This window comes from Pseudomonas sp. KCJK9111 (assembly GCF_046231935.1).
Taxonomy (GTDB): domain Bacteria; phylum Pseudomonadota; class Gammaproteobacteria; order Pseudomonadales; family Pseudomonadaceae; genus Aquipseudomonas; species Aquipseudomonas parafulva_B.
The window spans coordinates 1-25,793 of record NZ_JBJJMO010000026.1; the positions used below are offsets into that span (position 1 = coordinate 1).

General features: G+C 61.3%; 21 protein-coding genes and 1 pseudogene. 12 read left to right on the plus strand and 10 right to left on the minus strand.

The genetic code is table 11. From position 1 onward, the window contains the following. From ACK59L_RS11070 to ACK59L_RS11095, 6 genes and pseudogenes are all read right to left on the minus strand, one after another. Positions 1-472, minus strand: a pseudogene (locus ACK59L_RS11070) (electron transfer flavoprotein subunit beta); the annotation flags it as partial. Positions 473-482: 10 nt separating this feature from the next. After that, positions 483-1,715 carry an electron transfer flavoprotein subunit alpha/FixB family protein gene (locus ACK59L_RS11075; protein ID WP_100852396.1) on the minus strand — a complete coding sequence of 411 codons (1,233 nt, stop codon included), beginning with the start codon at positions 1,713-1,715 and terminating at the stop codon, positions 483-485. Next, a complete protein-coding gene (dgcB, locus tag ACK59L_RS11080; RefSeq protein WP_196141917.1) occupies positions 1,715-3,670 on the minus strand; it encodes a dimethylglycine demethylation protein DgcB in 1,956 nt (651 codons plus the stop codon). Before dgcB ends, ACK59L_RS11075 begins: the two co-directional genes overlap by 1 nt. Before the next feature lie 206 nt (positions 3,671-3,876). Beyond that, on the minus strand, positions 3,877-5,937 hold the full coding sequence (dgcA, locus tag ACK59L_RS11085) for a dimethylglycine demethylation protein DgcA (RefSeq protein WP_027913555.1): 2,061 nt from the start codon (positions 5,935-5,937) through the stop codon (positions 3,877-3,879). Positions 5,938-5,952: 15 nt separating this feature from the next. Next, positions 5,953-6,483, minus strand: coding sequence for a DUF5943 domain-containing protein (locus ACK59L_RS11090; protein WP_013970507.1), 531 nt, complete (start codon positions 6,481-6,483; stop codon positions 5,953-5,955). Between the two features lie 77 nt (positions 6,484-6,560). Next, positions 6,561-7,538 (minus strand): dipeptidase, encoded by a 978-nt coding sequence (locus ACK59L_RS11095; protein ID WP_023532386.1) that lies wholly within the window; start codon positions 7,536-7,538, stop codon positions 6,561-6,563. A gap of 285 nt (positions 7,539-7,823) precedes the next feature. On the opposite strand from ACK59L_RS11095, the gene ACK59L_RS11100 reads away from it, so the two are divergent. The 3 genes from ACK59L_RS11100 (at position 7,824) to ACK59L_RS11110 (ending at position 9,666) form a co-directional block, all read left to right on the plus strand. Beyond that, positions 7,824-8,225 (plus strand): lysozyme inhibitor LprI family protein, encoded by a 402-nt coding sequence (locus ACK59L_RS11100; protein WP_409273579.1) that lies wholly within the window; start codon positions 7,824-7,826, stop codon positions 8,223-8,225. Positions 8,226-8,341: 116 nt separating this feature from the next. Next, positions 8,342-9,058: a hypothetical protein gene (locus ACK59L_RS11105; RefSeq protein WP_196134783.1), complete on the plus strand. Its 717-nt coding sequence runs from the start codon at positions 8,342-8,344 to the stop codon at positions 9,056-9,058. 62 nt (positions 9,059-9,120) lie between these two features. Further along, positions 9,121-9,666 carry a hypothetical protein gene (locus ACK59L_RS11110; protein WP_409273582.1) on the plus strand — a complete coding sequence of 182 codons (546 nt, stop codon included), beginning with the start codon at positions 9,121-9,123 and terminating at the stop codon, positions 9,664-9,666. On the opposite strand, the gene ACK59L_RS11115 is transcribed toward ACK59L_RS11110, so the two are convergent. After that, positions 9,663-10,619, minus strand: a complete 957-nt coding sequence (locus tag ACK59L_RS11115) for a GlxA family transcriptional regulator (protein ID WP_409273584.1) — start codon at positions 10,617-10,619, stop codon at positions 9,663-9,665. The genes ACK59L_RS11110 and ACK59L_RS11115 overlap by 4 nt on opposite strands. A 142-nt stretch (positions 10,620-10,761) precedes the next feature. On the opposite strand from ACK59L_RS11115, the gene choX reads away from it, so the two are divergent. The 4 genes from choX to ACK59L_RS11135 all read left to right on the plus strand — a co-directional run bounded on the left by choX (position 10,762) and on the right by ACK59L_RS11135 (position 14,184). Continuing rightward, positions 10,762-11,706, plus strand: a complete 945-nt coding sequence (choX, locus tag ACK59L_RS11120; RefSeq protein WP_409273586.1) for a choline ABC transporter substrate-binding protein — start codon at positions 10,762-10,764, stop codon at positions 11,704-11,706. 119 nt (positions 11,707-11,825) lie between these two features. After that, complete coding sequence (locus ACK59L_RS11125; protein WP_058638099.1) at positions 11,826-12,710, plus strand: 3-keto-5-aminohexanoate cleavage protein; 885 nt, start codon at positions 11,826-11,828, stop codon at positions 12,708-12,710. Positions 12,711-12,728: 18 nt separating this feature from the next. Then, positions 12,729-13,694, plus strand: coding sequence for an L-carnitine dehydrogenase (locus ACK59L_RS11130; protein WP_409273589.1), 966 nt, complete (start codon positions 12,729-12,731; stop codon positions 13,692-13,694). A gap of 10 nt (positions 13,695-13,704) precedes the next feature. Then, positions 13,705-14,184 (plus strand): thioesterase family protein, encoded by a 480-nt coding sequence (locus ACK59L_RS11135; RefSeq protein WP_409273591.1) that lies wholly within the window; start codon positions 13,705-13,707, stop codon positions 14,182-14,184. A gap of 93 nt (positions 14,185-14,277) precedes the next feature. On the opposite strand, the gene ACK59L_RS11140 is transcribed toward ACK59L_RS11135, so the two are convergent. Beyond that, entirely contained in the window at positions 14,278-16,671 is a 2,394-nt protein-coding gene (locus tag ACK59L_RS11140; protein ID WP_409273593.1) for a zinc-dependent metalloprotease family protein, read from the minus strand. A 374-nt stretch (positions 16,672-17,045) separates the two neighbouring features. Between ACK59L_RS11140 and ACK59L_RS11145 the strand changes: the two genes are divergently transcribed. Further along, the gene (locus tag ACK59L_RS11145) at positions 17,046-17,303 is read left to right on the plus strand and encodes a hypothetical protein (protein WP_196134777.1); all 258 of its coding nucleotides are present in this window, start codon (positions 17,046-17,048) and stop codon (positions 17,301-17,303) included. A 94-nt stretch (positions 17,304-17,397) separates the two neighbouring features. On the opposite strand, the gene ACK59L_RS11150 is transcribed toward ACK59L_RS11145, so the two are convergent. Further along, on the minus strand, positions 17,398-18,504 hold the full coding sequence (locus tag ACK59L_RS11150) for a GlxA family transcriptional regulator (RefSeq protein WP_023532694.1): 1,107 nt from the start codon (positions 18,502-18,504) through the stop codon (positions 17,398-17,400). A 447-nt stretch (positions 18,505-18,951) separates the two neighbouring features. After that, positions 18,952-20,328 (minus strand): L-serine ammonia-lyase, encoded by a 1,377-nt coding sequence (locus ACK59L_RS11155; protein ID WP_409273596.1) that lies wholly within the window; start codon positions 20,326-20,328, stop codon positions 18,952-18,954. A gap of 440 nt (positions 20,329-20,768) precedes the next feature. On the opposite strand from ACK59L_RS11155, the gene ACK59L_RS11160 reads away from it, so the two are divergent. From ACK59L_RS11160 to ACK59L_RS11175, 4 genes are all read left to right on the plus strand, one after another. Next, on the plus strand, positions 20,769-21,716 hold the full coding sequence (locus tag ACK59L_RS11160) for a choline ABC transporter substrate-binding protein (protein ID WP_023532510.1): 948 nt from the start codon (positions 20,769-20,771) through the stop codon (positions 21,714-21,716). A gap of 82 nt (positions 21,717-21,798) precedes the next feature. Further along, on the plus strand, positions 21,799-22,647 hold the full coding sequence (choW, locus tag ACK59L_RS11165; RefSeq protein ID WP_178102701.1) for a choline ABC transporter permease subunit: 849 nt from the start codon (positions 21,799-21,801) through the stop codon (positions 22,645-22,647). Beyond that, on the plus strand, positions 22,644-23,822 hold the full coding sequence (gene choV, locus ACK59L_RS11170) for a choline ABC transporter ATP-binding protein (RefSeq protein WP_023532472.1): 1,179 nt from the start codon (positions 22,644-22,646) through the stop codon (positions 23,820-23,822). Before choW ends, choV begins: the two co-directional genes overlap by 4 nt. 196 nt (positions 23,823-24,018) lie before the next feature. Further along, the gene (locus tag ACK59L_RS11175; protein ID WP_058602953.1) at positions 24,019-25,761 is read left to right on the plus strand and encodes a potassium/proton antiporter; all 1,743 of its coding nucleotides are present in this window, start codon (positions 24,019-24,021) and stop codon (positions 25,759-25,761) included. Positions 25,762-25,793 lie beyond the last annotated feature (32 nt).

Here is a 25,793-nt window from a genome sequence, read left to right on the forward strand (position 1 = left end):
CCGTCGCCACCATGGGTAGGCGTACTTTCAAACGCCGGCGCTGACCGCGCGGTAGCGCCTGCAACACCTGGGCAGTACCGTTCTCGATGGATTCCACCTCGGCCAGCCCCACCACCAACGGCCAGCCAAGTTTTTCGGCGAGCAGGAACGGCAACATGCCCGACCCCTCCCCCGTCTCGGCCTGGCTGCCAGTAAGTACCAGTTGCGCACCGGCACCGCGCAGGTAATCGCCTAGCACTCCCAGCACATCGGCGCCAGCGGGTTGCTCAAGCACATCCAAATGTTCCAGGCCCATCCCCAGGTAACCGCGCAACGCTTCCTCACGGGGATCCCCTGCGTGCACGACTTGCAGGTCTTCGCCGGCCAGTTGCAGGCCCAACTCGACTGCCCGCGAGTCCTGCTCGGCGCGCCGCGTGCGACCGGAGCTTGGATGCGCACCGATCGAAACCAGGCTGATGACTTTCGTACTCATGCTCGTGCCCTTATGCCGCGTCACGCTGGGCGCCGTTGCGGAACTGTTCCACAGCGTCGATCAGTGCCTGAAGAATCGCCGCGCTGTCGCCAATCACCGACAGGTCGGCGCGTTTGATCATGTCGCAGCCTGGGTCCATGTTGATCGCCACCACCTTGTCACAGGCGCCGATGCCCTGCAGGTGCTGGATAGCGCCAGAGATACCTACCGCCATGTACACCCGAGCCGTTACCCACGTACCCGTGGCGCCGACCTGGCGATCACGGGGCATGTGGCCATCATCCACCGCCACCCGCGATGCGCCTTGGGTCGCGCCCAGTGCCGTGGTCGCCTTGTGGAACAGGGCCCAGTCCTTGACCCCGTTACCGCCGGATACGATGAACTCGGCTTCGGCCATGGCGATCTTGGCCGGGTCGACGGCCACCGAGCCCAGGTCCTCGATGCGCGAGATACTGCGCGCCACACTGCCGGACAATTCGACCGGCAAAGCCTCGTGACGGGTTTCGCTGACAGGCTCTGCACATTCGGCCGCAGCCAGGATCAGGCGTGGCAGCGCGCGTTGCATGTCTTGCTGGCCCGCACCGGCGCGGCCGATGCACTGCCCGTCCTTGACCTGCCAGACGCGTGTTGCCGGGCGCTCACCCAGCGCAGCACCCAGGCGTCGGCCGAGCTCGCCACCGCCGGTCCGGCTGTCTGGCAGCAGCCAGTGGCGCGGAGCGAACTGGTTGTCGACAGCGCGCAAGCCCTGCACCAACTGCTCCGGTGCATACCCTTGATACGCCTCGCCTTCGATGACCAGCAAGCGGTCCACACCTGCGCCGGCAAAGTTGGTTTCCTTGTGCTCGCCGAACACGATTGCCAGTACCGCACCGTCGCTGCCCGCCAGCCCATGGGCTAGGCCCAGCAGGTCGCGGTCATGGCTACCCAGGCGCCCGCCGATCATGTCCGGTACTACGGCAATGTAGAACGCAGGCTCTGGCACCTGGTGCAGCGGCAACTGCACTTCGGCCGCAGCGCTACGCCGTGCGCCACCACTGGTACCCTGCTGGGCCCCCGAGCGGTCGATGCGCTTGAGGCCGTTGGGGCCGATGAAGCCTGCTGCACTGGCGTGCGGGTTCTTGCGCACGAGGCCGTTGGGCCCCATCCAGCTGGTCTGTTGCGTCTGCATGGCCGCATGCAGCGGATGCAGACGGTTACGGGCGATCCACTCGGCGCGAGGGTCGCGGCGGATGATGTCGCTCATCAATGCACCTCCGCAGGTTCACGTTTGGATTTCGCAGGCTTGGCAGCCGCTGGCTGGGCCTCTTCCTCGATCAGTACATCGGCCACCAGTTCGGCCAGGTCCTTGATCAGCGGCCGTGGCTCTACTACACCCTCAAGCATGGCCGTGCACTGCGGGCAGCCCACGGCGACCACTTCGGCTTCGGTGGTACGGATGTCGTCCATGCGCATGTCGGGAATACGCTGTTTGCCAGGGATGTCAGTGATCGGCGCACCGCCGCCCCCGCCACAGCAACGTGAGCGAAAGCCCGAGCGCTCCATTTCGCGAACTTCGATGCCCAGCGCGCGGAGCACCTCGCGAGGCGCCTCGTACTCGCCGTTGTAGCGGCCCAGGTAGCACGGATCGTGGTAGGTGACGCTGCCGCCCTTGTGCTGTCCCAGGTTGAGCTTGTTGGCGCCAATCAGCTCGGCGATGTAGGTGCTGTGGTGCTGCACCTGGTAGTTGCCGCCCAGCGCGCCGTATTCATTCTTGAGCACATGGAAGCTGTGCGGGTCGCAGGTGACGATGCGCTGGAACTTGTACTTGGCCAGGGTCTGGATATTGCGTTTGGCCAGTTGCTGGAACGTCGCTTCGTCACCCAGGCGGCGCGCCACGTCGCCGCTGTCGCGCTCCTCCAGGCCCAGCACGGCGAAGTCCACACCCGAAGCCTTGAGTACCTTGACGAACGAACGCAGCGTGCGCTGGTTGCGCATGTCGAACGCGCCGTCGCCCACCCAGAACAGCACCTCGGTGCTCTTCACCTCGGACAGCAGCTTGAGGTTCAGGTCGGCAGCCCAGTTCATGCGGCCACCTGGTGCGAAGCCACCGGGGTTGTCAGTGGCAATCAGGTTGTCGAGCACCTCGGCACCCTTGTTCGGGGTGGCGCCTTTTTCCAGGGTGAGGTGGCGGCGCATATCGACGATGGCATCGACGTGCTCGATCATCATCGGGCACTCTTCAACACACGCGCGGCAAGTGGTGCACGACCACAGTGTCTCGGCATCGACCAGACCATTGACGATGGGCTGGTGGGGGTGGCCGCCGTGCTCACCCAATGGCTTGCCAGGATAGGGGCTGCCAGCGAACTTGGCGTCGGTCCCGCCCGCCAGGCCGATGACCATGTCCTGAATGAGTTTTTTCGGGTTCAACGGCTGCCCAGCGGCGAAGGCCGGGCACATGGCCTCGCACTTGCCGCATTGCACGCAGGCGTCAAAGCCCAGCAGCTGGTTCCAGGTGAAGTCCACCGGCTTTTCCACGCCAAGCGGCGCACGTGGGTCTTCCAGGTCCAACGGCTTGAGGCCGGTTGAGCGGCCTCCACCGAAACGCTCGGCGCGCCGGTGCCAGGCCAGGTGCAGGGCACCGGCGAAGGCGTGCTTCATGGGCCCGCCCCAGGTCATGCCGAAGAAGAGCTCCGACACGCCCCATAGCACGCCCAGGCCCAGAATGCCGACCATCACCCAGCCGCCCGTGTTGGCCGGCAGAATACCGGCCACTGGCAAGGTGGCGATGAAGAAGCTGGCAGCAAATACCAGCAGGCTCTTGGGCAGGCGCATCCACGGGCCCTTGGACAGGCGCGAAGGCGGGTTCAGGCGACGCTTGAAGACGAAGATGGCGCCGGTGAACATGATCACCGTGGCCAGCAGCAAGGCGTAACCCAGGATCTTGCTCTGCAGGCCGAAACCATGCACCAGGATCGCCAGCAGCGCCGAGAGCACGAAACCACCAGCGGTGGCCACGTGGGTGTTGGACATGTACTTGTCGCGCTCGACCACATGGTGCAGGTCCACCAGATAGCGGCGCGGCATGGCCAGCAGGCCGCCGACCAGGTCCACCTTGGAGGGCCGGCCACGGCGCCACATGTTCACACGGCGCAGCGCACCGAGCACGGCAAGCCCGAGCGCGGCGAACAGCAGGATGGGTAGAAGGGTGTTCAACATGGGAAGCTCCCACAACAGCTAGATTCTTGCGCCACCCCGAAGGCCAGCGCGGACCCCTGTAGGAGCGGCCTGTTACCGCGAAAAGGCTGCGAAGCGGCCCCAGCATCCTTGGTACTGATGAAATGCTGGGGCCGCTTCGCGATCCTTTCGCGGCGCAAGGCCGCTCCTACAGGGGGGCCAGTCCCGCTTTCAGAAAGGCGGTGCGATCAGAAGTCCTTGCACAGCCGCAAGGCATCGTAGATCGCCGCATGCACGTTACGCTGGGCTACACAGTCGCCGATGCGGTACAGCAGGTAGCCTTCGCCTGGCTGGCTCAGGATCGGCTGTGGCTTGATGGCGAACAGCGCCTCCACGTCGATCTGGCCCTTGTTGCGCGAGCCGTCCTTGAGGGCGTAGTACAGCTGCTCGTCCGGACGCACGCCGTTCTCCACCACCACCTGATCCACCACCCGCTCTTCCTTGGCGCCGGTGTACTCGTTCTCCAGCACAGCGACCAGCTTGTCGCCCTCGCGGTAGACTTTCTCCAGCATCATGTCCCCGGTCATGATCACTTCCTTGGGGTACATGCTGCGGTAGTAGGTCGGGAAGGTCGTACCGCCCATGGCCACACCCGGCTTGATGTCGTCGGTGACGATCTCGACCTGGCTCCCCTTGTCAGCGATGAAGTCGGCCACCGACATGCCGGTGAACTCGCAGATGGTGTCGTACACCAGCACGTTCTTGCCCGGCGCGACCTTGCCATCGAGCACGTCCCAGCTGCTGACCACCAGCCCTTCTGCTGCACCCCAATGTTCGTTCTGCTCCAGGAACGAATGCCCGCCCACGGCCAGCACAATGATGTCCGGGCGCAGATCCTGGATGGTGTCTACATCGGCCGCAGTGCCCAGGCGCAGGTCCACCTTCAGGCGGGCCAGCTCCAATTGGTACCAGCGGGTAATGCCAGCAATCTGGTCACGTTGCGGCGCCTTGGCCGCGATAGTGATCTGGCCACCGATCTGGTCGCGTTTTTCGAACAGGGTCACATCGTGGCCACGCTCGGCGGCCACGCGCGCCGCCTCCATGCCTGCAGGGCCGGCACCGACGATGACGACCTTGCGCTTGGCGCCGGTGGTCTTCTCGATGATGTGCGGCACACCCATGTACTCACGGGAGGTCGCGGCGTTCTGGATGCACAGCACGTCCAGGCCTTGGTACTGGCGGTCGATGCAGTAGTTGGCGCCGACGCACTGCTTGATCTGGTCGATCTGGCCCATCTTGATCTTGGCGATCAGGTGCGGGTCGGCCATGTGTGCACGGGTCATGCCGACCATGTCCACATAACCACCTTCGAGAATCCGGGTAGCCTGGTTCGGGTCCTTGATGTTCTGCGCGTGCAGGACCGGGACCTTGACCACTTCCTTGATGCCAGCTGCCAAATGCAGGAACGGCTCTGGCGGGTAGCTCATGTTCGGAATGACGTTGGCCAGAGTATTGTGGGTATCGCAACCCGAGCCCACCACACCGATGAAGTCGAGCATGCCGGTGCCATCGTAGTAGGCAGCGATCTGCTTCATGTCCTCGTGGCTGAGGCCATCGGGGTGAAACTCGTCGCCGCAGATCCGCATGCCCACGCAGAAGTCGTCGCCCACTTCGGCACGCACGGCCTTGAGCACTTCCAGGCCGAACTTCATGCGGCCTTCGAAGCTGCCGCCCCACTCGTCGGTACGCTTGTTGACGCGCGGGCTCCAGAACTGGTCGATCATGTGCTGGTGCACCGCCGACAGCTCGACGCCATCGAGGCCACCTTCCTTGGCACGGCGGGCCGCCTGCGCGTAGTTACCGATCACACGCCAGATCTCTTCCACCTCGATGGTCTTGCAGGTGGCGCGGTGCACCGGTTCGCGGATGCCCGAGGGCGACATCAGGGTCGGCCAGTTGAAGCCATCCCAGCGCGAACGACGACCCATGTGGGTAATCTGGATCATGATCTTGGCGCCATGCTTGTGCATGGCGTCGGCCAGGTTCTGGAAGTGCGGAATGATACGGTCGGTGGACAGGTTGACCGACGACCACCATTCCTGCGGACTGTCGATGGCCACCACGGACGAGCCGCCGCAGATCGCCAGGCCGATGCCGCCCTTGGCCTTTTCTTCGTAATACTTCACATAGCGGTCGGTCGTCATGCCGCCGTCAGTGGCGTAGACCTCGGCGTGCGCGGTGCTGAGCACGCGGTTGCGGACGGTCAGTTTGCCGATCTGGATCGGCTGGAACATTGCTTCGAATGCCATGACGCTATCTCCGGCTTACAACGGCTTCGTTACGAACAGGCCATCTTCGTGGCCTTCTTCCGACCCGCCATATACCTGCTCGGCAACGGTGCGGATCGAGCTGCCGCGGGCAGCGAGAATCTGGTCCATGGCACCGGCGAACCAGCCAGTGAACATGTAGTCGACCTTGCGGCCGCACTTGCCATAGACGTAGACGAAAGCCGAGTGCTTGAGCTTGACGCTGCACGTGCCCTTGTCCAGGTCGATGTCCTGGATCTCGAACAGCCCCCAGCCGCGCTGGCTCAGGCGTTTCATGTAGTGCTCAAAGACCGCGACCCCTTCCAGGCCATGGCACTCGGCTTCCTTCTCGCACCAGTGCCACGCCGACTTGTAACCGGCCTTGTAGAGAATTTCGGCGTACTTGTCGGCGCCCAGGACTTCTTCGATGCCCATGTGGTTGTTGACGAAGAAATGGCGTGGCACGTACAGCATCGGCAAGGCGTCGCTGGTCCAGACACCGGTCTCGCTGTCGACTTCGATTGGCAATTGCGGGGCGATCTTGGCCATGGAAACTCAACTCCAGAAAAAATTTTTATTGGGTTGCCCCGGCGTTGTTGGCAGGGGCTTGAAGCTTGGAGAGCGGCTTATTCGCCCCAGACGTCTTTCAATACGTTGACCCAGTTCTCGCCCATGATCTTGCGAACCACGCGCTCGGAGTGGCCACGTTTGAGCAGGGTCTCGGTGAGGTTGGGGAACTCGCCCACGGTACGAATGCCCAGTGGGTTGATGATCTTGCCGAAGTTGGTCAGGCGACGGGCGTAGCCCTTGTCGTGGGTAAGGTATTCGAAGAATTCCTTGCCGTGACCCTGGGTGAAGTCGGTACCGATGCCGATGGCATCTTCACCCACGATGTTCATGGTGTACTCGATGGCCTCGGCATAATCGTCGATGGTCGAGTCGATCCCCTTGGCCAGGAACGGTGCAAACATGGTCACGCCAACGAAACCACCGTGGTCGGCGATGAACTTCAGTTCCTCATCGGACTTGTTGCGAGGGTGCTCCTTGAGGCCCGATGGCAAGCAGTGGGAGTAGCACACCGGCTTTTTCGATTCGAGGATGACTTCCTCGGAGGTTTTGGACCCGACGTGGGACAAGTCGCACATGATGCCGACGCGGTTCATTTCGGCAACGATCTCGCGACCGAAGCCTGACAGGCCGCCATCGCGCTCGTAGCAGCCGGTCCCCACCAGGTTCTGGGTGTTGTAGCACATCTGCACGATGCCCACGCCCAGCTGCTTGAACACCTCCACGTAACCGATCTGGTCTTCGAAGGCATGGGCGTTCTGGAAGCCGAAGAGGATACCGGTCTTGCCCAGTTCCTTGGCCTTGCGAATGTCGGCGGTGGTGCGCACGGGCATCACCAGGTCGCTGTTCTCGCGGATAAGCTTCTGGCTGGCGGCGATCTGGTCGACGGTGGCCTTGAAACCTTCCCAAACCGACACGGTGCAGTTGGCGGCGGTAAGGCCACCTTTGCGCATATCCTCGAACAGCTCGCGGTTCCACTTGGCGATAATCAGGCCATCGATGACGATGCTGTCGGCGTGTAATTCGGCTGGGCTCATCAGGCGTCCCCTTTTATTGAATGGGCTGGCGCCAAACCTTGTGCCGGCGCTTTGGGGCCAGCATATGCCTGTGCCCCGAGGCGCCCCGATGCAAAAACGACAGGGGGTTTGCCGAAAGCGTCAACGCGCGACAACGCGCGCTCTGGCGCGGTCTGTGGCGATGAGACACAGTCTCGATAACGACCATGGAGGGTCCTTTGATGAACAATCTGCCCAGGTGATACCGTACGCGCCGAGAGTGCGCGAGAATCGTCGGCATTCGTCAGCCGATGGAGGAAACAGCGAATGAAGGCGATGGCAGCATTGGTACTGCTGGCGGTGGTGGCGGCAGCCCAGGCCGGTGAGGAGGAAAATACCCCGTGTGACAACGTCGAGACAGAGGCGCAAGCCCATGCCTGCGCAGCATTCAACAAGCAAGCCTCCGAGCGGGAGCTGAAATCGGCTTATGACGAACTTCTCCAGCGCGTTCATGACGCGTTCGACGACAAAGGCAGCATTGCAGCAACGATGATCGAGCGCTTGAAACAGGCTCAGGGGCTATGGACGCAGCTTCGCGATGCCGATTGCAAGGCGGAAACCTTCGCCCTGCCAACCAACGGCGGGGCTTACCAGGCAGCCTGGGACACCTGCGTTGCGCAGCGCACTGATGACCGGTCCGAGTACCTGCAATCGATTCTGCAACAGTAGAGCGAGACTGCCTGGTCAGGAAAAGTTTGCGGCTTATTCATCAAGCTGGCTCGTATCAAAGTGAGTGCCAAGCGCCTTATCCAAGGCGCTTCACCCACTTAACAGGAGTCGCAGATATGACCGTGAACCTCACTAAAACCGACATGGACAGTGCCATCGCTGCCTTGAAGAAAGAAGGCGAAGAGCGGGCCGTCATGGTGGCCAACACCGTGTGCATCTTCGCACCAGACGTACCGGCCAGCGTCGCTGAAGACGTGCTGGACGGCATGCGTCTGATGAACCTGTCGGCGAACAAGAAGTTCGACAAGGAAACGCAGCAGCGCGAGTGGTACAACTTCTACAATGATGGGCTCGGCAAGTTCGGCTGGACGCTCACTGGCGCCGCCCACGTCGAAGAGGCAATCGACAAGGACACCCATACCCTGGCAACCCTGGTGCCAGAAATCGTCTCGGTGCAGATTGGCCACAGTCATCGCCTGAACCGCTGCGTCAAACGCTCTTTCGAAGTGATCGTCAAGACACCCAAGGCCCAGCAGTTGCTGGAAGAAAGCGCCGCGAGCGTTTCCGGTAAATCCAGCACCGTGCAGATTTCGACCTGCGAAATGTCGCCACAAGGGCTGCCGATCATGCACATGACCAGCGTTCAACTGAGCTACGACAAAGCTGAGAAGACTGCCGGCGCCACTGGCCGCACCCTCGACAAGTCCAATACCCGTGTGTATCGCGCTTCGCAACAGGGTTCGTTCAGCATCCGCCACTTCAATGCCATGCGCGAAGCGGTCAGGCTGAAACTGGCCAGCCAGGCCGTCGATATTCTGGCCCTGGACATCTGACCAAGCCCTGGCGCCGCGCTGCGGCGCCAGGCTTCCCTGTTTGCCGAAGGCCTATCTAATCCATGGAAGTTGTCAGCCACCCTTACGAGGACCTGCAGGGCTGCCTGCGCGTGGCGCAATTGGAAGCCAACCTTGTCCACAATCAACACCTGGACAGCCAACGCTGGTTCGAGCATTTTCTGAACAACCTGGAGCGCTACGGCGCCTTGTTATTCGGGCGGACCACCAGGACGATACCTTACGTGCCCACCGAGGCAGTTTTCGAAGATATCTTCTCGGGTTGGATACCCGTCCCCCAAAGCAAGAATCTCAAGTTCCAACGTGTGGGCAACGACATTCTGCAGGGCCTGAAGCAGCCAGACCTGGCCTTGTTGAAGACTCGCTCGGCAAGCTCACACATGCTCATCGACTTCGATACTGACGAGGCGGCGCGGCCCGTGGCCATCGTTCTGCACATGGCATGCTCGACCCACCCAGATACGAGTCGAACCAAGGCGTTGCTTGAACTGGATCACTTGGGTATTCGGCTTGTCGATGAGTACGCAGCGCTGCACAGAGACTGCGTAGAACGACGTCTCGAGGCGCATAGCAGCATCGATCACCTCTAATTCGGCGGTGACGACTTCAAGACCTTGCGCTCTTCGCGTGGGCAGCGCCCGAAGCGTCGCTTGTAACGTCGGGTGAAGTACGACGGCAGTTCAAAACCGCATGCCACGCTGATCTGGGTGATCGTCATCTGGGTCTGGCGCAGCAACTGGCAGGCCTTGTCCAGGCGCAGGCCAAGGTAAAAGCCGCTGGGCGTATCGTTGAGATGCAATTTGAACAGGCGCTCCATCTGACGACGCGTGATCATCACGCGCGCGGCCAGTTCCGTTGTATCAAGGGGGTGTTCGGTGTGCTTTTCCATCTCTGTGATCACTTGCACCAGCTTGCGGTTGCTGATGCCATAGCGTGCAGCGATCTGCATGCGCTGATGATCCTGGCGCGGTCGAATACGGCTCAACACGAACTGCTCGGAAACCTGCACGGCCAGCTCGGCGCCATGGGCCTGGGCAATCAAATCGAGCATCAAGTCGATCGAAGCGGTCCCGCCCGCACAGGTTATGCGTTGCCGGTCAATTTCGAACAGCTCCTGGGTGGCATGCAGGCTGGGGTAGTTTTCCCTGAACGCATCCAGCGCCTCCCAATGCACGGTCGCACGATGACCATCGAGCAAGCCTGCCTCGGCCAGTACCACAGCGCCGGTATCGATACCGCCTAGCATGACGCCCTCGTAACCCAGGCGCCGTAGGCTTTGCTGAAGCTTGGGGGCGTAGCAGCCCAGGGGTTCGAAGCCTGCCACGATCAGCAATGTACTGCAGGGCATATGCGCGCCCAGCGCTGCATCGGCATTGACTGACATGCCGTTGCTGGCGTTCACGGCGCTCCCATCCAGGCTCAACACCTGCCAGTGGTATGCCTGGGCTTTGAACCTGTTGGCCACGCGCAGGGGCTCCAGGGCACTGATGAACCCCATGGCAGAGAAACCGGGTAACAACAGAAAGTGAATGATCTGCGCCATGGCATGCTCCAGCGAACAGGTCGCCTGCGTGCAAATGTTGGTCGCCGGCGTGCGATTTTCAATAGTGCCACCAGCGTAGCGTGTTCACACGGTCCGCAGAGGCCGCCACCATAACAATCTGTACTGCCGATGGAGAGCCACCATGCACAGCTTGATCCGCCGCAGCCTGTTGACCTTGGCCCTGACCAGCCTTGCTACCCCCTCGCTTTACGCCGCCGATGCCGCTGCTTGCAAGAATATCCGTCTGGGCGTGGTCAACTGGACCGATGTGATCGCGACCAGCGCCATCGCCCAGGCTTTGTTCGATGGCCTGGGTTACACCACCAAGCAAACCAGCGCGTCGCAGCAGATCATCTTCGCTGGCATTCGCGACAAACGCCTGGACATGTTCCTGGGCTACTGGAACCCGATCATGACCCAGACCATCACCCCTTTCATCGATGCCGGGCAGGTCAAGGTCATGGACAAGGCCAGCCTCGAAGATGCCCGGGCCACCTTGGCAGTGCCCAAATACCTGGCGGACAAGGGGCTGCGCACCTTCGCCGACATCCATAAATTCGAGAAGGAACTGGGTGGCAAGCTCTATGGCATCGAGCCGGGTTCGGGCGCCAACACCCAAATCAAGGCCATGATCGCCAAGAACCAGTTCGGCTTGGGCAAGTTCCAGCTGGTCGAGTCCAGCGAAGCGGGCATGCTGGCCGCCGTGGACCGGGCAGTACGGCGCAAGGAAGCCGTGGTGTTCTTCGGCTGGACCCCACACCCCATGAACGTGAACATCGACATGGTGTACCTCGGGGACAGCCAGGACGCGCTCGGCCCGGACGAAGGCCGCGCGACGGTGTGGACCGTCACCGCGCCCGATTATGCAGCGCGCTGCCCCAATGCCAACCGCCTGTTGGCCAACCTGAGTTTCAGCGCCGAGGACGAGAGCCGCATGATGCAGCCACTGCTCGATCACAAGGACGCGCTGGAATCGGCGCGCCAATGGCTCAAGGATCACCCCGAGGATAAGGCCCGCTGGCTTGAGGGTGTGACCACCTTCGATGGCAAGCCGGCCGCCGACAATCTCAAGCTTACCGCCAACTGAAACCGCCCCGTCACCGACAAACCAGCCCCTACAGATCCATGGACACCAAGGTTCGTCCAGAACCTTGCAGGGGTCGGCTTGCCGGCGAAAAGCCCACAACAGATCACACAGGATCCCCCATGAACCACGACGTCATCATTACGTGCGCCCTGACCGGCGCCGGCGACACTGCCTCAAAAAGCCATCTGGTCCCCGTCACGCCGAAGCAGATCGCCGCTGCGGCCGTGGAAGCCGCCAAGGCCGGCGCCACAGTGGTCCACTGCCACGTACGCGACCCGCAGACGGGGCGCTTCAGCCGTGATGTCGCCCTGTATCGCGAAGTCATGGAGCGCATTCGCGAAGCCGACGTGGACATCATCGTCAACCTCACTGCCGGCATGGGCGGCGACCTGGAAATCGGGCCCGATGAAAACCCCATGGCATTCGGGCAGGGCACTGACCTGATCGGCCCGCTCGAACGCCTGGCCCACGTCGAGGCGTTATTACCGGAAATCTGCACCCTGGACTGCGGCACCCTCAATTTCGGTGACGGCAATTCCATCTACGTTTCCACGCCCGCGCAACTACGCGCCGGCGCACGGCGCATTACGGAGCTGGGGGTCAAGGCAGAGCTGGAAATTTTCGATACCGGCCACCTGTGGTTCGCCAAGCAAATGATGAAGGAAGGGCTGCTCGACAACCCCTTGTTCCAGCTGTGCCTCGGGATACCGTGGGGCGCACCGGCTGACACCACCACCATGAAAGCCATGGTCGACAACCTGCCCGCCGATGTCACCTGGGCCGGCTTTGGCATCGGCCGCATGCAGATGCCCATGGCCGCGCAGGCCGTGTTGCTCGGCGGCAACGTGCGAGTCGGCCTGGAAGACAACCTGTACCTGGACCGTGGCGTACTGGCGAGCAACGGCCAGTTGGTCGAGCGCGCGGTAGAGATCATTTCGCGCCTGGGTGCCCGAGTCCTGAGCCCCGCAGAAGGCCGGGCAAAGATGAACCTGAACCGTCGCTGATCGCTTCTGGAGACCCGCATGAACTTCATCACTGACATCAAGACATTTGCCGCGTTGGGCAGCGGCGTGATCGGCAGCGGCTGGGTTGCACGCGCCCTCGCCCAGGGGCTGGACGTGATCGCCTGGGACCCGGCGCCAGGCGCCGAACAGGCCCTGCGCAAACGCATTGCCAACGCCTGGCCTGCCCTGGAGAAACAGGGCCTTGCCCCAGGCGCATCGCAAGCCCGCCTGACCTTTGTCGATACCGTTGAAACGTGCGTGCGCGAAGCTGATTTCATCCAGGAAAGCGCGCCTGAGCGGCTGGACCTGAAGCTCGATTTGCATGCACGGATCAGCGCCGCTGCCAAACCCGATGCAATCATTGCCAGCAGCACGTCGGGCTTGTTACCCAGCGAGTTCTACGCCTCGGCCGTTCACCCGGAGCGCTGTGTGGTCGGCCACCCGTTCAACCCGGTGTACCTGCTGCCACTGGTCGAGATCGTCGGCGGCAGCCGCACCACGCCTGAAGCCATCGAGGCGGCAAAGACCATCTACACCGCACTGGGCATGCGCCCGCTGCATGTGCGCAAGGAAGTACCCGGTTTCATCGCCGACCGCCTGCTCGAAGCGCTATGGCGCGAGGCCCTGCACCTGGTCAACGACGGTGTGGCGACCACCGGCGAAATCGACGACGCCATCCGCTTTGGGGCCGGCCTGCGCTGGTCGTTCATGGGCACGTTCCTCACCTACACCCTCGCGGGTGGCGACGCCGGTATGCGCCACTTCATGTCGCAGTTCGGCCCGGCGCTGAAGCTGCCCTGGACCTACCTGCCGGCACCGGAGCTGACCGACACGCTGATCGACGATGTGGTGGTTGGCACCTTGGAGCAACTGGGCGAGCGCAGCATTGCCGCGCTGGAGCGCTATCGTGATGACACCCTGCTGGCGGTGCTGGAAGCGGTGAAAACCAGCAAAGCCAAACACGGTATGGCCTTTGGCGATTGAGGAGCACGCGATGCCCGCACTGATCACTTACCGCACACCGGTCCTGGAGGACTGGGTCGACTACAACGGGCATTTGCGCGATGCCTTCTACCTGCTGATCTTCAGCTACGCTACCGATGCGCTGATGGAGCGCATCGGCCTGGATGCAGACAGCCGTGGGCACAGTGGAAATTCGCTGTTCACCCTGGAGGCGCATATCAATTACCTGCACGAGGTAAAGCTGGGCACCGAGGTGTGGGTGCAGACGCAGGTCATTGGCTTTGATCGCAAGCGCCTGCACATCTACCACAGCCTGCACCGTGCGGGGTTCGACGAAGTGCTGGCGGCCAGTGAGCAGATGCAGCTGCATGTGGACTTGGCGGGGCCGAAGTCGACGCCGTTCAGTGAGCGCAGTGGCGGGTTACTACAGGAGTTGGTGGATGGGCAGCAGGATCGCCACCCGGCCGAGTTTGTCAGCCGGGTGATGAGCCTGAACACACGACCCCGATGATGTTCGTGCCCCCTGCTTGAGCGGGCTCACCCGCGAACCTGGTAGCTTAATCCCCCTCAAAGCATAGCGCTTTGGAGGTTACAACCCTGATGTCTAAATCTCAGACCAGCGCCAGCGCTGCAGCGGGTTAGTGTCATCACAGGGAGCGTTGATTACCCTATCGTTGCTCGCATCGACGGCCAAGCACACGCCCCTCGGCGTCTTACCCCACTCAAGCAAAAACGAACCATCTGTCTGAGCCCTCGGGCTCCAGACCAGCCAGCTCCCCACCACCAGTCTCGGGTCTGGGCAGCCCGTCAGACGGAAGCCCCCGCCGCCGACAGGTTCAGCGAGGCACTCACCTGAGCCGTTCAGCGATATCGTGAGATTGCCACGGATAGAAACTGGCTTCCAGATGAAGTCCGTATCGGGCTCAGTACTTTCCGGGCATGCGCGAGCTTCCAGGTAACGGTTCTGCCCAACAACCATGCACGTGGGCTTGCCGTTTTCCTGGTGACCTTGGTTGAAAAGGTAGGGTGGCAGTGGCGGGTAAAAGCTTTCAGTCTGTTGGTACCGGTGTACGCTTCCGTTCATGTAGCTGCCTGTCTGGGTTCGTTTAATTTCCGCAGGTATGCCAGCAGTAGAGTCAAAATTCGCTACGCCAAATTTGCCTTGATATTTCCCCTTAAAGCATAAGGTGCGGCTATGGTCCTGATTAGAGAAACACGCATCTACTGCACTCAGGTTATTGACAGACTCATTAAAGATTCGCGCAGATCGTGCCAAACCCGCTGTGCCAGCGCAGCCAGCCTGATCAGCAACGGCAACGTCTTGACCGTCAGCCTGGAAGCCGCATAGCGGACTCTTGAAGTCCGCCTGACCAAACAGCAAAACCCCGCGTTTACCATAGAGAACATCCACAACATTACCCGACAGACCACCTCCTACAATTTGCGTGGTTAGGCCCGGGATCAGCAGTGCGCGGTCTAGATCAGGAACTTGAAAATTCTCGGGCGGCTCGCCTGAAGCTTCGTGATAACACACACTCCGCTCACCTGGACCATCGTAGAAGCACAGCGACTGCCCTTTCTCAAACCCCGATACCTTGAAAGAGCGCACAGCCTGGCTTGGGCATTGGCTGGCGAGATTGAGCGGGGCGCCGAATGGAATTGCTACAAAGCACGAACTGCCATGAAAACTGGTGTCGCTGTATAGGGTGAGTTCGACGCCTCTAAAGGGCGGGTAAAAATTCTCAAATTTTTCCCTCTGCTCGTTGAAGCGACGCGCAACGTCGTGGTGCTCAACAGTGCCCAAGGGGATTCCCTGATAGGTGAGCCTGGGAGTTGACAAGTAAGGAACTCGTGCGCAGGGTTGCCCTGGGCAACCATAGGACAGCTGGGTACGGAAGCGCGGCGTTTCAGTGTAGCGGTAGCCGTACTGGTAGGGCGGACTCTCAACAGTATCTCCCGGCGCCCAGTTGTGATGTGCACCGAAGTTATGACCGATCTCATGCGCAAGGGAAGACGGGCACGAAATAACAGAGTGCGCCTGAGCCGAACCGGGATTGACAAAAGCCAGCCCACAGAACTCCCTTGCGGTCGAATACATGGATACCAGATCCGCCCCCACGGCCGCCTGTAATTTAAGTACTTCTCCTGCAAACGGCTGAGCCAAGCGAATATCGTTTAGTTGTTGATCGTAATCTCTGCCGGTCTCGTCATAGGGGCCAGGATAGAATGCGGCCAGTTGAAAAGTAACGTCCACTTGACTGTTTCTCATGTATTGGTTTGCGTCGTTCAGGGCATTAGCCAACTCGGCCTTGTAATTGGGCGAAGCCGCCCGCCGCTGATTGGTCGCTATGAACAGTACACGAATGACACTGTGGCTCGACTGCGGAGTTTTTGCAGTTTTTTCATCGGTAGCATTTACCTGTTCCGGCTCAAGGGGTTCTCCTTCCGGCTGCAATTTCGACTCGTCGATCTTGATCAGCGCGTGCTGCGCTGGCCCGACATGGTCAATTCGGTATCGCTGGCCGTCGATGATGACGCTGCCTATCAAGGTTTGTCCATCACGGACCAGCGACAGGTAATACAGCGGGTCTATATCGATTTCACTGGACGACGATGGCGCATGGCCCGGCTTCCAGGTAGAAGCCTTGTAACCTACCCAGCCTTGCAAACCTTCAAAAATCGTATTGAAGCTGCGCAGGTGGAACTGCGCGTGTTTGCCATCGGGCAATGTCACCGCCAGGTCATGAGTTTGGCTGTTGACGAGCGCAGGCTCCAATTTTATTAGCGTGATTTGCTCATTGGCGGGGTTGTCTAACAGGCGCTTGAGGTAATCCCCTCCCGTTCGCTGCAGCGTAGCGCGGTCAGGTGTGGACTCCAGCGTAAACAATTGCGGCACACCCTTTTCACTTGTTGCCGAGGGCGATGCGGCCATCGAACTTGCCATCACCAGCAATACGCCAGTGCCCATCAATATTCGTAGCCACTTCAGACGTTTCATCGTGTGCTCCAATAAAAGAGACCTATTCCCTTTATCAGAGCAGGAATTAAAAAGTGGGTAACCTGACAAAATTATCAGGTGCATGGAATGTTGAAATCGCCCGATTAAGCAAAAAAAATAACCCCGGAAAGCCGTGAGCATCCGGGGCCAAGAGCGAGCAACATCCACTGTGCACGAACGCGGGTGACCAAACCTGCGTTGCCGTAGATGGCTTGAGTGTGCGTACTTCCCAGGCGCTGGATTTAGCCATAAACGACCTGTTCTTAGCCAAAGCAGCCATGCCACCATTCTGTTGTTGCGGGGATGTCGGGGGCGTCACAGAATCGATCGTAAATCACAGCAGCACTCTCTTAGTGATAAAAGGGACAACAGCCATGATGCATGCGGATTTGATTGATCAAGACGACCTGGCGGGCCATCTGCGGGCACGCGGGTTCGACATTCCGGCCGGTGCCAGCGCCGAGCAGGCGTGTGAGGCCGTAGTACGCGGGCTCACCGAACCGAACGCGCGGGCGCTCAAGGGGATGGTCGAGCAGATGTACGCGGGCAGCGCCACCCTGTTACCGGCCGTGCGGCAGGCGATTGATAAACAGCTGCTGCCAGCCTTGGCGCAATTCAACAAGCGCGACTGAGCGATTGCTCCGATGCCGGCGTGATCGTCGGCAAGCCGGCCCCTGGAGGGGCCGCGCAATGCTGGCGAACGGGCTGCAGCGCAGCCCTGAACCCTTAGAGCCTTACACTGGCAAACGTTGACTCATTACGCGCCTGGCTCAATGCCGCCATCGGACCACTGTGGGGCGACAGGGTGATGGCCTGTGGAATCGGCATCATCGCCACCTGCTGGGTGGTATTGGAGCCAACACGCTCGTCGCGCGGTGGAATGCCGAAGTATTCGCGGTAGCACTTGGAGAAGTGCGGCGTGGACACGAAGCCGCAGACCGAAGCCACCTCGATGATCGACATCGGCGTCTGCTTGAGCAACTGGCGTGCGCGTATCAGCCGCAGCTTGAGGTAATAGCGCGAAGGCGAGCAGTGCAGATACTTCTGGAACAGCCGCTCCAGCTGCCGACGCGACACGGATACGTAGACGGCGAGTTCGTCCAGGTCGATCGGCTCCTCGAGGTTGGCTTCCATCAGGGCGACGATTTCCTGCAGTTTCGGCTGATTGGTGCCCAGCATGTGCTTGAGCGGTACGCGCTGGTGATCCTGCTCGTTACGGATGCGCTCGTAGACAAACATCTCGGAAATGGCCGCCGACAATTCCCGACCATGATCGCGGCTGATCAAGTGCAGCATCATGTCCAACGGCGCGGTGCCGCCTGAGCTGGTGAAGCGGTTGCGGTCGAGCGTGAACAGGCGGGTGCTCATGTTGACCCGTGGGTAGGCCTCTTGCATGGCCGCCAGGCATTCCCAGTGCACGCTGCAATCGAAGCCGTCGAGCAGGCCGGCACAGGCCAGCGCCCAACTGCCGGTGCACACCGCCCCAAGGCGGCGCGACTGGCGAGCCTGGGCTTGCAGCCAGGTCACGTGCTCACGCGTCACGGTGCGCTGGATGCCCACACCGCCACAGACGATGACCGTGTCCATGGGGGGCGCGCTGTGCATGGCGGCATCGGGTGTGATCTGCAAGCCGTCGCTGGCCCAGACCTGGCCGCCATCGACGGTCAGGGTATGCCAGCGGTACAGCTCGCGGCCGGACAGCTGGTTGGCCATGCGCAGCGGCTCGACCGCCGACGCCAGAGAAATGAGGGTGAAGTTGTCCAGGAGAAGAAACCCGATGGACTGGGGGGTTGTGCGGTTCTGGGTTGGGTTCCCGGAGGTGTACGACGTCATCGCGATTTCTCCTCACACAAATGCAGGGCGTGCCTCAGGCGGACACTGATTTCTTGTTATTGCCCCGGGGTCGTCCACGGGGCTTGGTTGTCTATCACTACGCAAACGCCGTGCCTGAAATTGAACAGCTATCCGAAAAAACCTGAAAACGACCTACTCAGTCGTCAAAATCAGGACTTTCCTACAAGTCTGTTACAGCCCTCAAACAGGCGTTCTAGGCGGCATGCGTGTCACCCCTGAGCACTTTAGTGACACGCATTACCCAAGTTGCCCAGAAACGACACTCTTGAGTGTCACCGACAACGCCTGCACCGATCGCGACATCCGACTGACGGTAGGCATCGTCTTGCACGTTTTAAGGTCACGAGGTGGTGCTTTGCACCGTTATGATGAGCGTGGTGCCAGCGCCGATCGCTCGACGATGACACCGCAGGTCGAAGAAGTGCATCAGCACTCGATGGCGCTGACGGCAAGGCCGCCGCGCGAGGTTTCCTTGTACTTGTCGTGCATGTCGGCACCTGTATCACGCATGGTGCGGATCACCTGATCGAGGGAGATGAAATGCTCGCCATCACCACGCAACGCCATCTGCACGGCGTTGATGGCTTTCACCGCAGCAATTGCATTGCGCTCGATGCAGGGCACCTGCACCAGCCCACCTACCGGGTCGCACGTCAGGCCCAAATTGTGTTCCAGGGCAATCTCGGCTGCGTTTTCAACCTGGGGCGGGGTAGCGCCCAGTACCTGGGCAAGTCCTGCAGCGGCCATGGCGCAGGCCGAGCCCACTTCACCCTGACAGCCCACCTCGGCCCCTGAGATCGAGGCGTTCTTCTTGCACAGGATGCCCACGGCGGCGGCCGCCAGGAAGAAATCCACCACACTGGACTCGTCCACCTCGTCACTAAAGCGCATGTAGTAGTGCAGCACCGCCGGAATGATGCCGGCCGCGCCATTGGTAGGCGCGGTGACCATGCGCCCGCCCGCGGCGTTTTCCTCGTTCACGGCCAAGGCGAACAGGTTGACCCACTCCATGGCGCTCATGGTCGAGCCGATCACGTTGGGCTTGCCGATTTCCTGCAGGCTGCGGTGCAGCTTGGCAGCACGACGACGGACATTCAGCCCGCCCGGCAGCGTGCCTTCGTACTTGAGCCCATTGTTGACGCACTCCTGCATGGCATCCCAAAGCGTGTGCAGGCCGGCCCGAATTTCTGCCTCGCTGCGCCAGACCCGTTCATTGGCCATCATCAATTGCGACACACTCAGGTCGTTTTGCTCGCACAGGCGCAACAGCTCGGCCGCGCTGTTGAAATCGTAGGGCAACACGGTCTGGTCGGCGTCCAGCACGCCACTGGCGGCCTGGGCGGCATCGACCACGAAGCCACCGCCGACTGAGTAGTAGGTGTCTCGGTGAATTTCGCCCTGCTCGCCTTCTGCCACAAGGGTCATGGCGTTCGGGTGGTAAGGCAGGTTCTCGTCAAGCAGCAGCATGTCACGGGCCCAGATGAAATCGATGGGCAGGCGGTTATCGAGTTTGAGCACCTGGGTTTCGCGCAGGTCGGCAATACGCGGGACAATCTGGGTAGGGTCGATGGCGTCTGGCCATTCGCCCATCAGCCCCATGATGGTGGCGTTGTCGGTTCCATGGCCGATACCGGTAGCCGACAGCGAACCATACAGGCGCACCTCGACCCGCTTTACCTGCTCCAGCTCGCCGCGCTCGCGCAGCCCCTGGACAAACAGGGCACCGGCTCGCATGGGGCCGACGGTATGCGAGCTGGAAGGCCCGACACCGATCTTGAACAGGTCGAACACGCTGATGGCCATTGTCGAATCACCTCTTGCTGGGCTTGTCTGTACGCGCAATGCGCAGGGCGGGGCAGCTGCTAGGCTGGACTGCAGGCCGCCTTCAATGCACGCATCATCGGGCTTTTGCCACCCTGCTCGCCGTCTGCAACCGACGTAGTCTTGTCCAGCCGCGCCGCCTGTTCTGCAGGCTCAGTGCGCCGCTTTCCGGTGCCTTGGTGACGCAAAAAAGCGGCAGGATGGGTAGAAGCATCCATAAGCGACATTGCCCATACTGGATGCGACCCGTTGCGTACTGGATACGACCCCACCAGTAGGCGATTGCCCGGCGCTGGAGGATTATCGAAAGCGACTCGTAAAGCACGGCCACGCAACCTGCCCTCTGCAGGCCTGATCGATCGGACCCTCAGAACGTCCGACGAACCACGCGAACCCGAAGACAAAATCACAGGAGTCCACCCATGAAAGGTTCACCCTCGCTGTTGCTGGTCGCGTTGCTGTCCGCACCGGTACTGGCCCAGGCCGCAGAACCCGAGCAGTGCCAGACGGTGCGGTTTTCGGATGTCGGCTGGACCGACATCACGGTAACCACGGCCACCACCAGCGCTGTGCTCGACGCCCTGGGCTACAAGACGCACACCACCATGATCTCGGTGCCGGTGACCTACAAGTCGCTGGCGGCCGGCAAGGACCTGGACGTGTTTCTCGGCAACTGGATGCCGACCATGGAGAACGACATCAAGCAGTACCGCGACGCCGGTACGGTAGAAACCCTGCGCGCCAACCTGGAAAACGCCAAGTATACGCTCGCAGTACCGCAAGCCCTGTACGACAAGGGCTTGAAGGATTTCAGCGACATTCCCAAGTTCAAGGATGAGCTAGGCGGCAAGATCTACGGGATCGAGCCGGGCAACGATGGCAACCGCACCATCCAGAGCATGATCGACAAGAACGCCTTCGGCCTGAAGGACGCCGGCTTCAAGATTGTCCAGTCCAGCGAGGCCGGCATGCTTTCCCAGGTGGACCGCTCGCAGAAACGTGGCGAGGCCATCGTGTTCCTGGGATGGGAGCCGCACCCGATGAACACCCGGTTCAAGATGCAGTACCTGACCGGTGGCGATGAGTTCTTCGGCCCCGATTTCGGCAAGGCGACGGTGTACACCAATACCCGCAAGGGGTATGCGCAGGAATGCAGCAACGTCGGCCAACTGTTGAAGAACCTGTCGTTCGAGCTCAAGGACGAAAGCACCATGATGGGCTATGTCCTGGACGACAAGATGAAGCCTGACGCCGCTGCGCGCAAATGGCTCAAGGACAATCCCGGCAAGCTGGACACCTGGCTGGCAGGCGTGACCACTGTGGATGGCAAACCTGGCCTCGAGGCGGCCAAGGCCAAGCTGACGCAATAACCGAACTACGCAGTAGCGCTACCTCGGGGCAGGACCGTGCCCGCCCCGGGTTGATTTCAATCTACGCAGGTGGAAGCTCGCTATCATGCTTATCGATCAGAAAATACCCCTGGGCCAGTACATGTCCTCGTTCGTCGAGTGGCTGACCCAGCACGGCGCGAATTATTTCGACGCCATCGCCCAAGGCCTGGAGTTCATGATCCATGGCGTCACCAGTACCCTGACCTGGTTCAACCCGCTCGTGCTCATCGCCCTGTTCGCTGCACTGGCTCACCTGATCCAGCGCAAGTGGGCATTGACCGCCTTCGTCGCATTGTCCTTCCTGCTGATCCTCAACCTGGGCTACTGGCAGGAAACCATGGAAACCCTGGCCCAGGTCAGTTTCGCCACCGTGGTCTGCGTGGCCATCGGCGTGCCGCTGGGTATCGTCGCCGCACACAAGCCGATGTTCTACACCGCCATGCGGCCGGTGCTCGACCTGATGCAGACGGTCCCCACCTTCGTCTACCTGATCCCTACCCTTACCCTGTTCGGCCTGGGCGTAGTGCCTGGGTTGATCTCGACGGTGGTGTTCGCCATCGCCGCCCCCATCCGCCTGACCTACCTGGGCATCTGCGATGTCCCCCAGGAACTGATGGACGCCGGCAAGGCCTTTGGCTGCTCGCGCCGTCAACTGCTCACCCGTATCGAACTGCCCCATGCGATGCCGAGCATCGCCGCAGGCGTCACCCAATGCATCATGCTGTCGCTGTCGATGGTGGTGATCGCCGCCCTGGTGGGCGCCGACGGCCTGGGCAAACCCGTGGTCAACGCACTGAACACCGCCGATATTTCCCTGGGCTTCGAAGCGGGCCTGGCAATCGTGCTGCTGGCGATCATGCTCGACCGTATCTGCAAGCAACCGGAGCTGCCGGCCAGGAGTGAAGCATGAGTATCATTCGATTCGAAGACGTCGACGTCATCTTCTCCAACAAGCCACGCGAAGCGCTGTCGTTGCTGGACCAGGGCAAGACCCGCGAAGAGATTCTCAAGCAGACCGGCCTTGTGGTCGGCGTAGAGAAAGCCAACCTGGACATCCAGAAAGGCGAGATCTGCGTGCTCATGGGCCTTTCCGGTTCGGGCAAGTCCAGCTTGCTGCGCTGTATCAACGGGCTGAACACCGTGAGCCGCGGCAAGCTGTTCGTTGAGCACGAAGGCAAGCACATCGATATCGCCCACTGCACCCCGGCTGAACTGAAGATGATGCGCACCAAGCGTATCGCCATGGTGTTCCAGAAGTTCGCCCTGATGCCTTGGCTCACGGTGCGCGAAAACATCAGCTTCGGCCTGGAAATGCAGGGCCGCCCCGAGAAGGAACGGCGCAAGCTGGTCGACGAAAAACTCGAACTGGTAGGCCTGGCCCAGTGGCGCAACAAGAAGCCCGATGAATTGTCCGGCGGCATGCAACAGCGCGTAGGCCTGGCACGCGCGCTGGCCATGGACGCCGACATCCTGCTGATGGACGAACCGTTCTCGGCCCTGGACCCTTTGATCCGCCAAGGCCTTCAGGACGAACTGTTGACCCTGCAGAGCCAGCTGAACAAGACCATCGTCTTCGTCAGCCACGACCTGGACGAGGCGCTCAAGCTGGGCAGCCGGATCGCGATCATGAAGGACGGACGGATCATCCAGTACAGCAAGCCCGAGGAAATCGTGCTGAACCCGGCCGATGAATACGTGCGCACCTTCGTGGCCCATACCAACCCGCTGAACGTGCTGTGCGGACGCAGCCTGATGCGCTCGCTGGACAACTGCAAGCGCGTCAACGGTTCGGTCTGCCTGGACCCCGGCGGCGACTCGTGGCTGGACCTGGGTGAAGGCAATTCGATCAAGCGTGCACGGCAAGGCCAGAATGGCCTGGAGATGCAGAACTGGGCGCCTGGGCAGGCAGTGGAAGGCCTGAGCCGCAGGCCAACCCTGGTGCATGCCGACATCGGCATGCGTGAGGCCCTGCAGATTCGCTACCAGACCGGCAACAAGCTGGTGCTGCAGGAAAACGACAAAGTCGTGGGCATTCTGGGAGACACCGAGCTGTATCACGCGTTGCTGGGCAAGAACCACGGTTGATTGCACGAGGGCCGCACTCGCGGCCCTCTTCTTTGAGGGGAACGGTTCGCGCTGCGGGCTGGCTTGCCTACATCTTCAGAAACGCTTTACAGGCTGCCAATTCATCAGGTTAGAATCGGTTGGCACGCGACCTGCTAGCAAACATCGAATACGCGCTACCACGTCTTCCCTCCTCGTTGTCCCGGAGTACCTGCCTTTGGATGCCAGTACCATCAATAGCCTGTTCCTGATCGGCGCATTGCTGGTAGGGGCGAGCATCCTGGTCAGTTCGCTGTCGTCGCGGCTCGGCATCCCGATTCTGGTCATCATCCTGGCCGTCGGCATGATCGCTGGCGTGGACGGGGGTGGCATCATTTTCAACAACTACCCGACCGCCTACCTGGTGGGCAACCTCGCGCTTGCCGTGATCCTGCTCGACGGTGGTCTGCGCACGCGGGTAGCAAGCTTCCGGGTCGCCTTGTGGCCGGCGCTTTCGCTGGCAACGGTCGGGGTCATGATCACCACGGCGCTGACCGGCATGGTGGCGGCTTGGTTGTTCGACCTGAGCCTGATCCAGGGCCTGCTGATTGGCGCCATCGTGGGCTCCACCGATGCCGCGGCGGTCTTTTCACTGCTGGGCGGTAAAGGCCTGAACGAACGGGTCACCGCCACGCTGGAAATCGAATCGGGTAGCAACGACCCGATGGCGGTGTTCCTCACCGTGACCCTCATCGACATGATTGCCAGCGGCCAGACCGGGCTGCACTGGAGCCTGCTGGGCCACCTGCTGCGCGAGTTCGGCATCGGCGGGCTGCTGGGGCTGGGCGGCGGCTGGGTGATGCTGCAGCTGGTCAACCGCATCAACCTGGCAGGCGGCCTGTACCCGATTCTGGTCGTGGCCGGTGGCCTGGTGGTCTTCTCGCTGACCAACGCCCTGCATGGCAGTGGTTTCCTGGCGGTCTACCTGTGCGGGCTGGTGCTGGGCAACAAGCCGATCCGCAGCCGCCACGGCATTCTGCACATGCTCGACGGCATGGCGTGGCTGGCCCAGATCGGGATGTTCCTGGTGCTGGGCCTGTTGGTAACACCTCACGACCTGCTGCCTATCGCCCTGCCGGCACTGGGCCTTGCCCTGTGGATGATTCTGGTCGCACGCCCCTTGTCGGTGGTCGCCGCACTGCTCCCCTTCAAGGCGTTCCACGACCGCGAGAAGGCCTTCATTTCCTGGGTGGGCCTGCGCGGCGCCGTGCCCATCATTCTGGCGGTATTCCCGTTGATGGCCGGCCTGCCGGACGCCCAGCTGTTCTTCAACCTGGCGTTCTTCATCGTCCTGGTTTCGCTGCTGGTGCAGGGCACCAGCCTGCCCTGGATGGCCAAACTGCTGAAGGTGACGGTCCCGCCAGACCCGGCGCCCATTTCACGCTCGGCACTGGAAGTGCACATCACCAGCGAATGGGAGATGTTCGTCTATCGCCTGGGTGCCGAAAAGTGGTGCATTGGCGCAGCGCTGAGGGAGCTGAAGATGCCAGAGGGCACGCGCATCGCCGCGCTGTTCCGTGGCGAACAATTGCTACACCCTTCGGGCAGTACGGTGCTGGAAGTGGACGACATGCTGTGCGTGATCGGCCATGAGCACAACCTGCCTGCACTGGGCAAACTCTTCAGCCAGGCACCCCAGCGCGGCCTGGACCTGCGCTTCTTCGGCGACTTCGTGCTCGAAGGCGATGCCGAGCTCGGCGCCGTGGCATCGCTCTACGGCCTCAACGTCGACAGCCAGGATGCCCACATGCCGCTGGCGCAGTTCATCCGACAGAAGGTCGGAGGCGCGCCAGTGGTAGGCGACCAGGTCGAATGGCATGGCACGATCTGGACCGTGGCGACCATGGACGGGAACAAGATTCAGAAAGTGGGCGTCAGATTCCCCGAAGGATCGCGACCAGGACCAGGATTGTTCCTCTAAACTTCGTTTCTGCCTGATCCACAAGTAGTCTG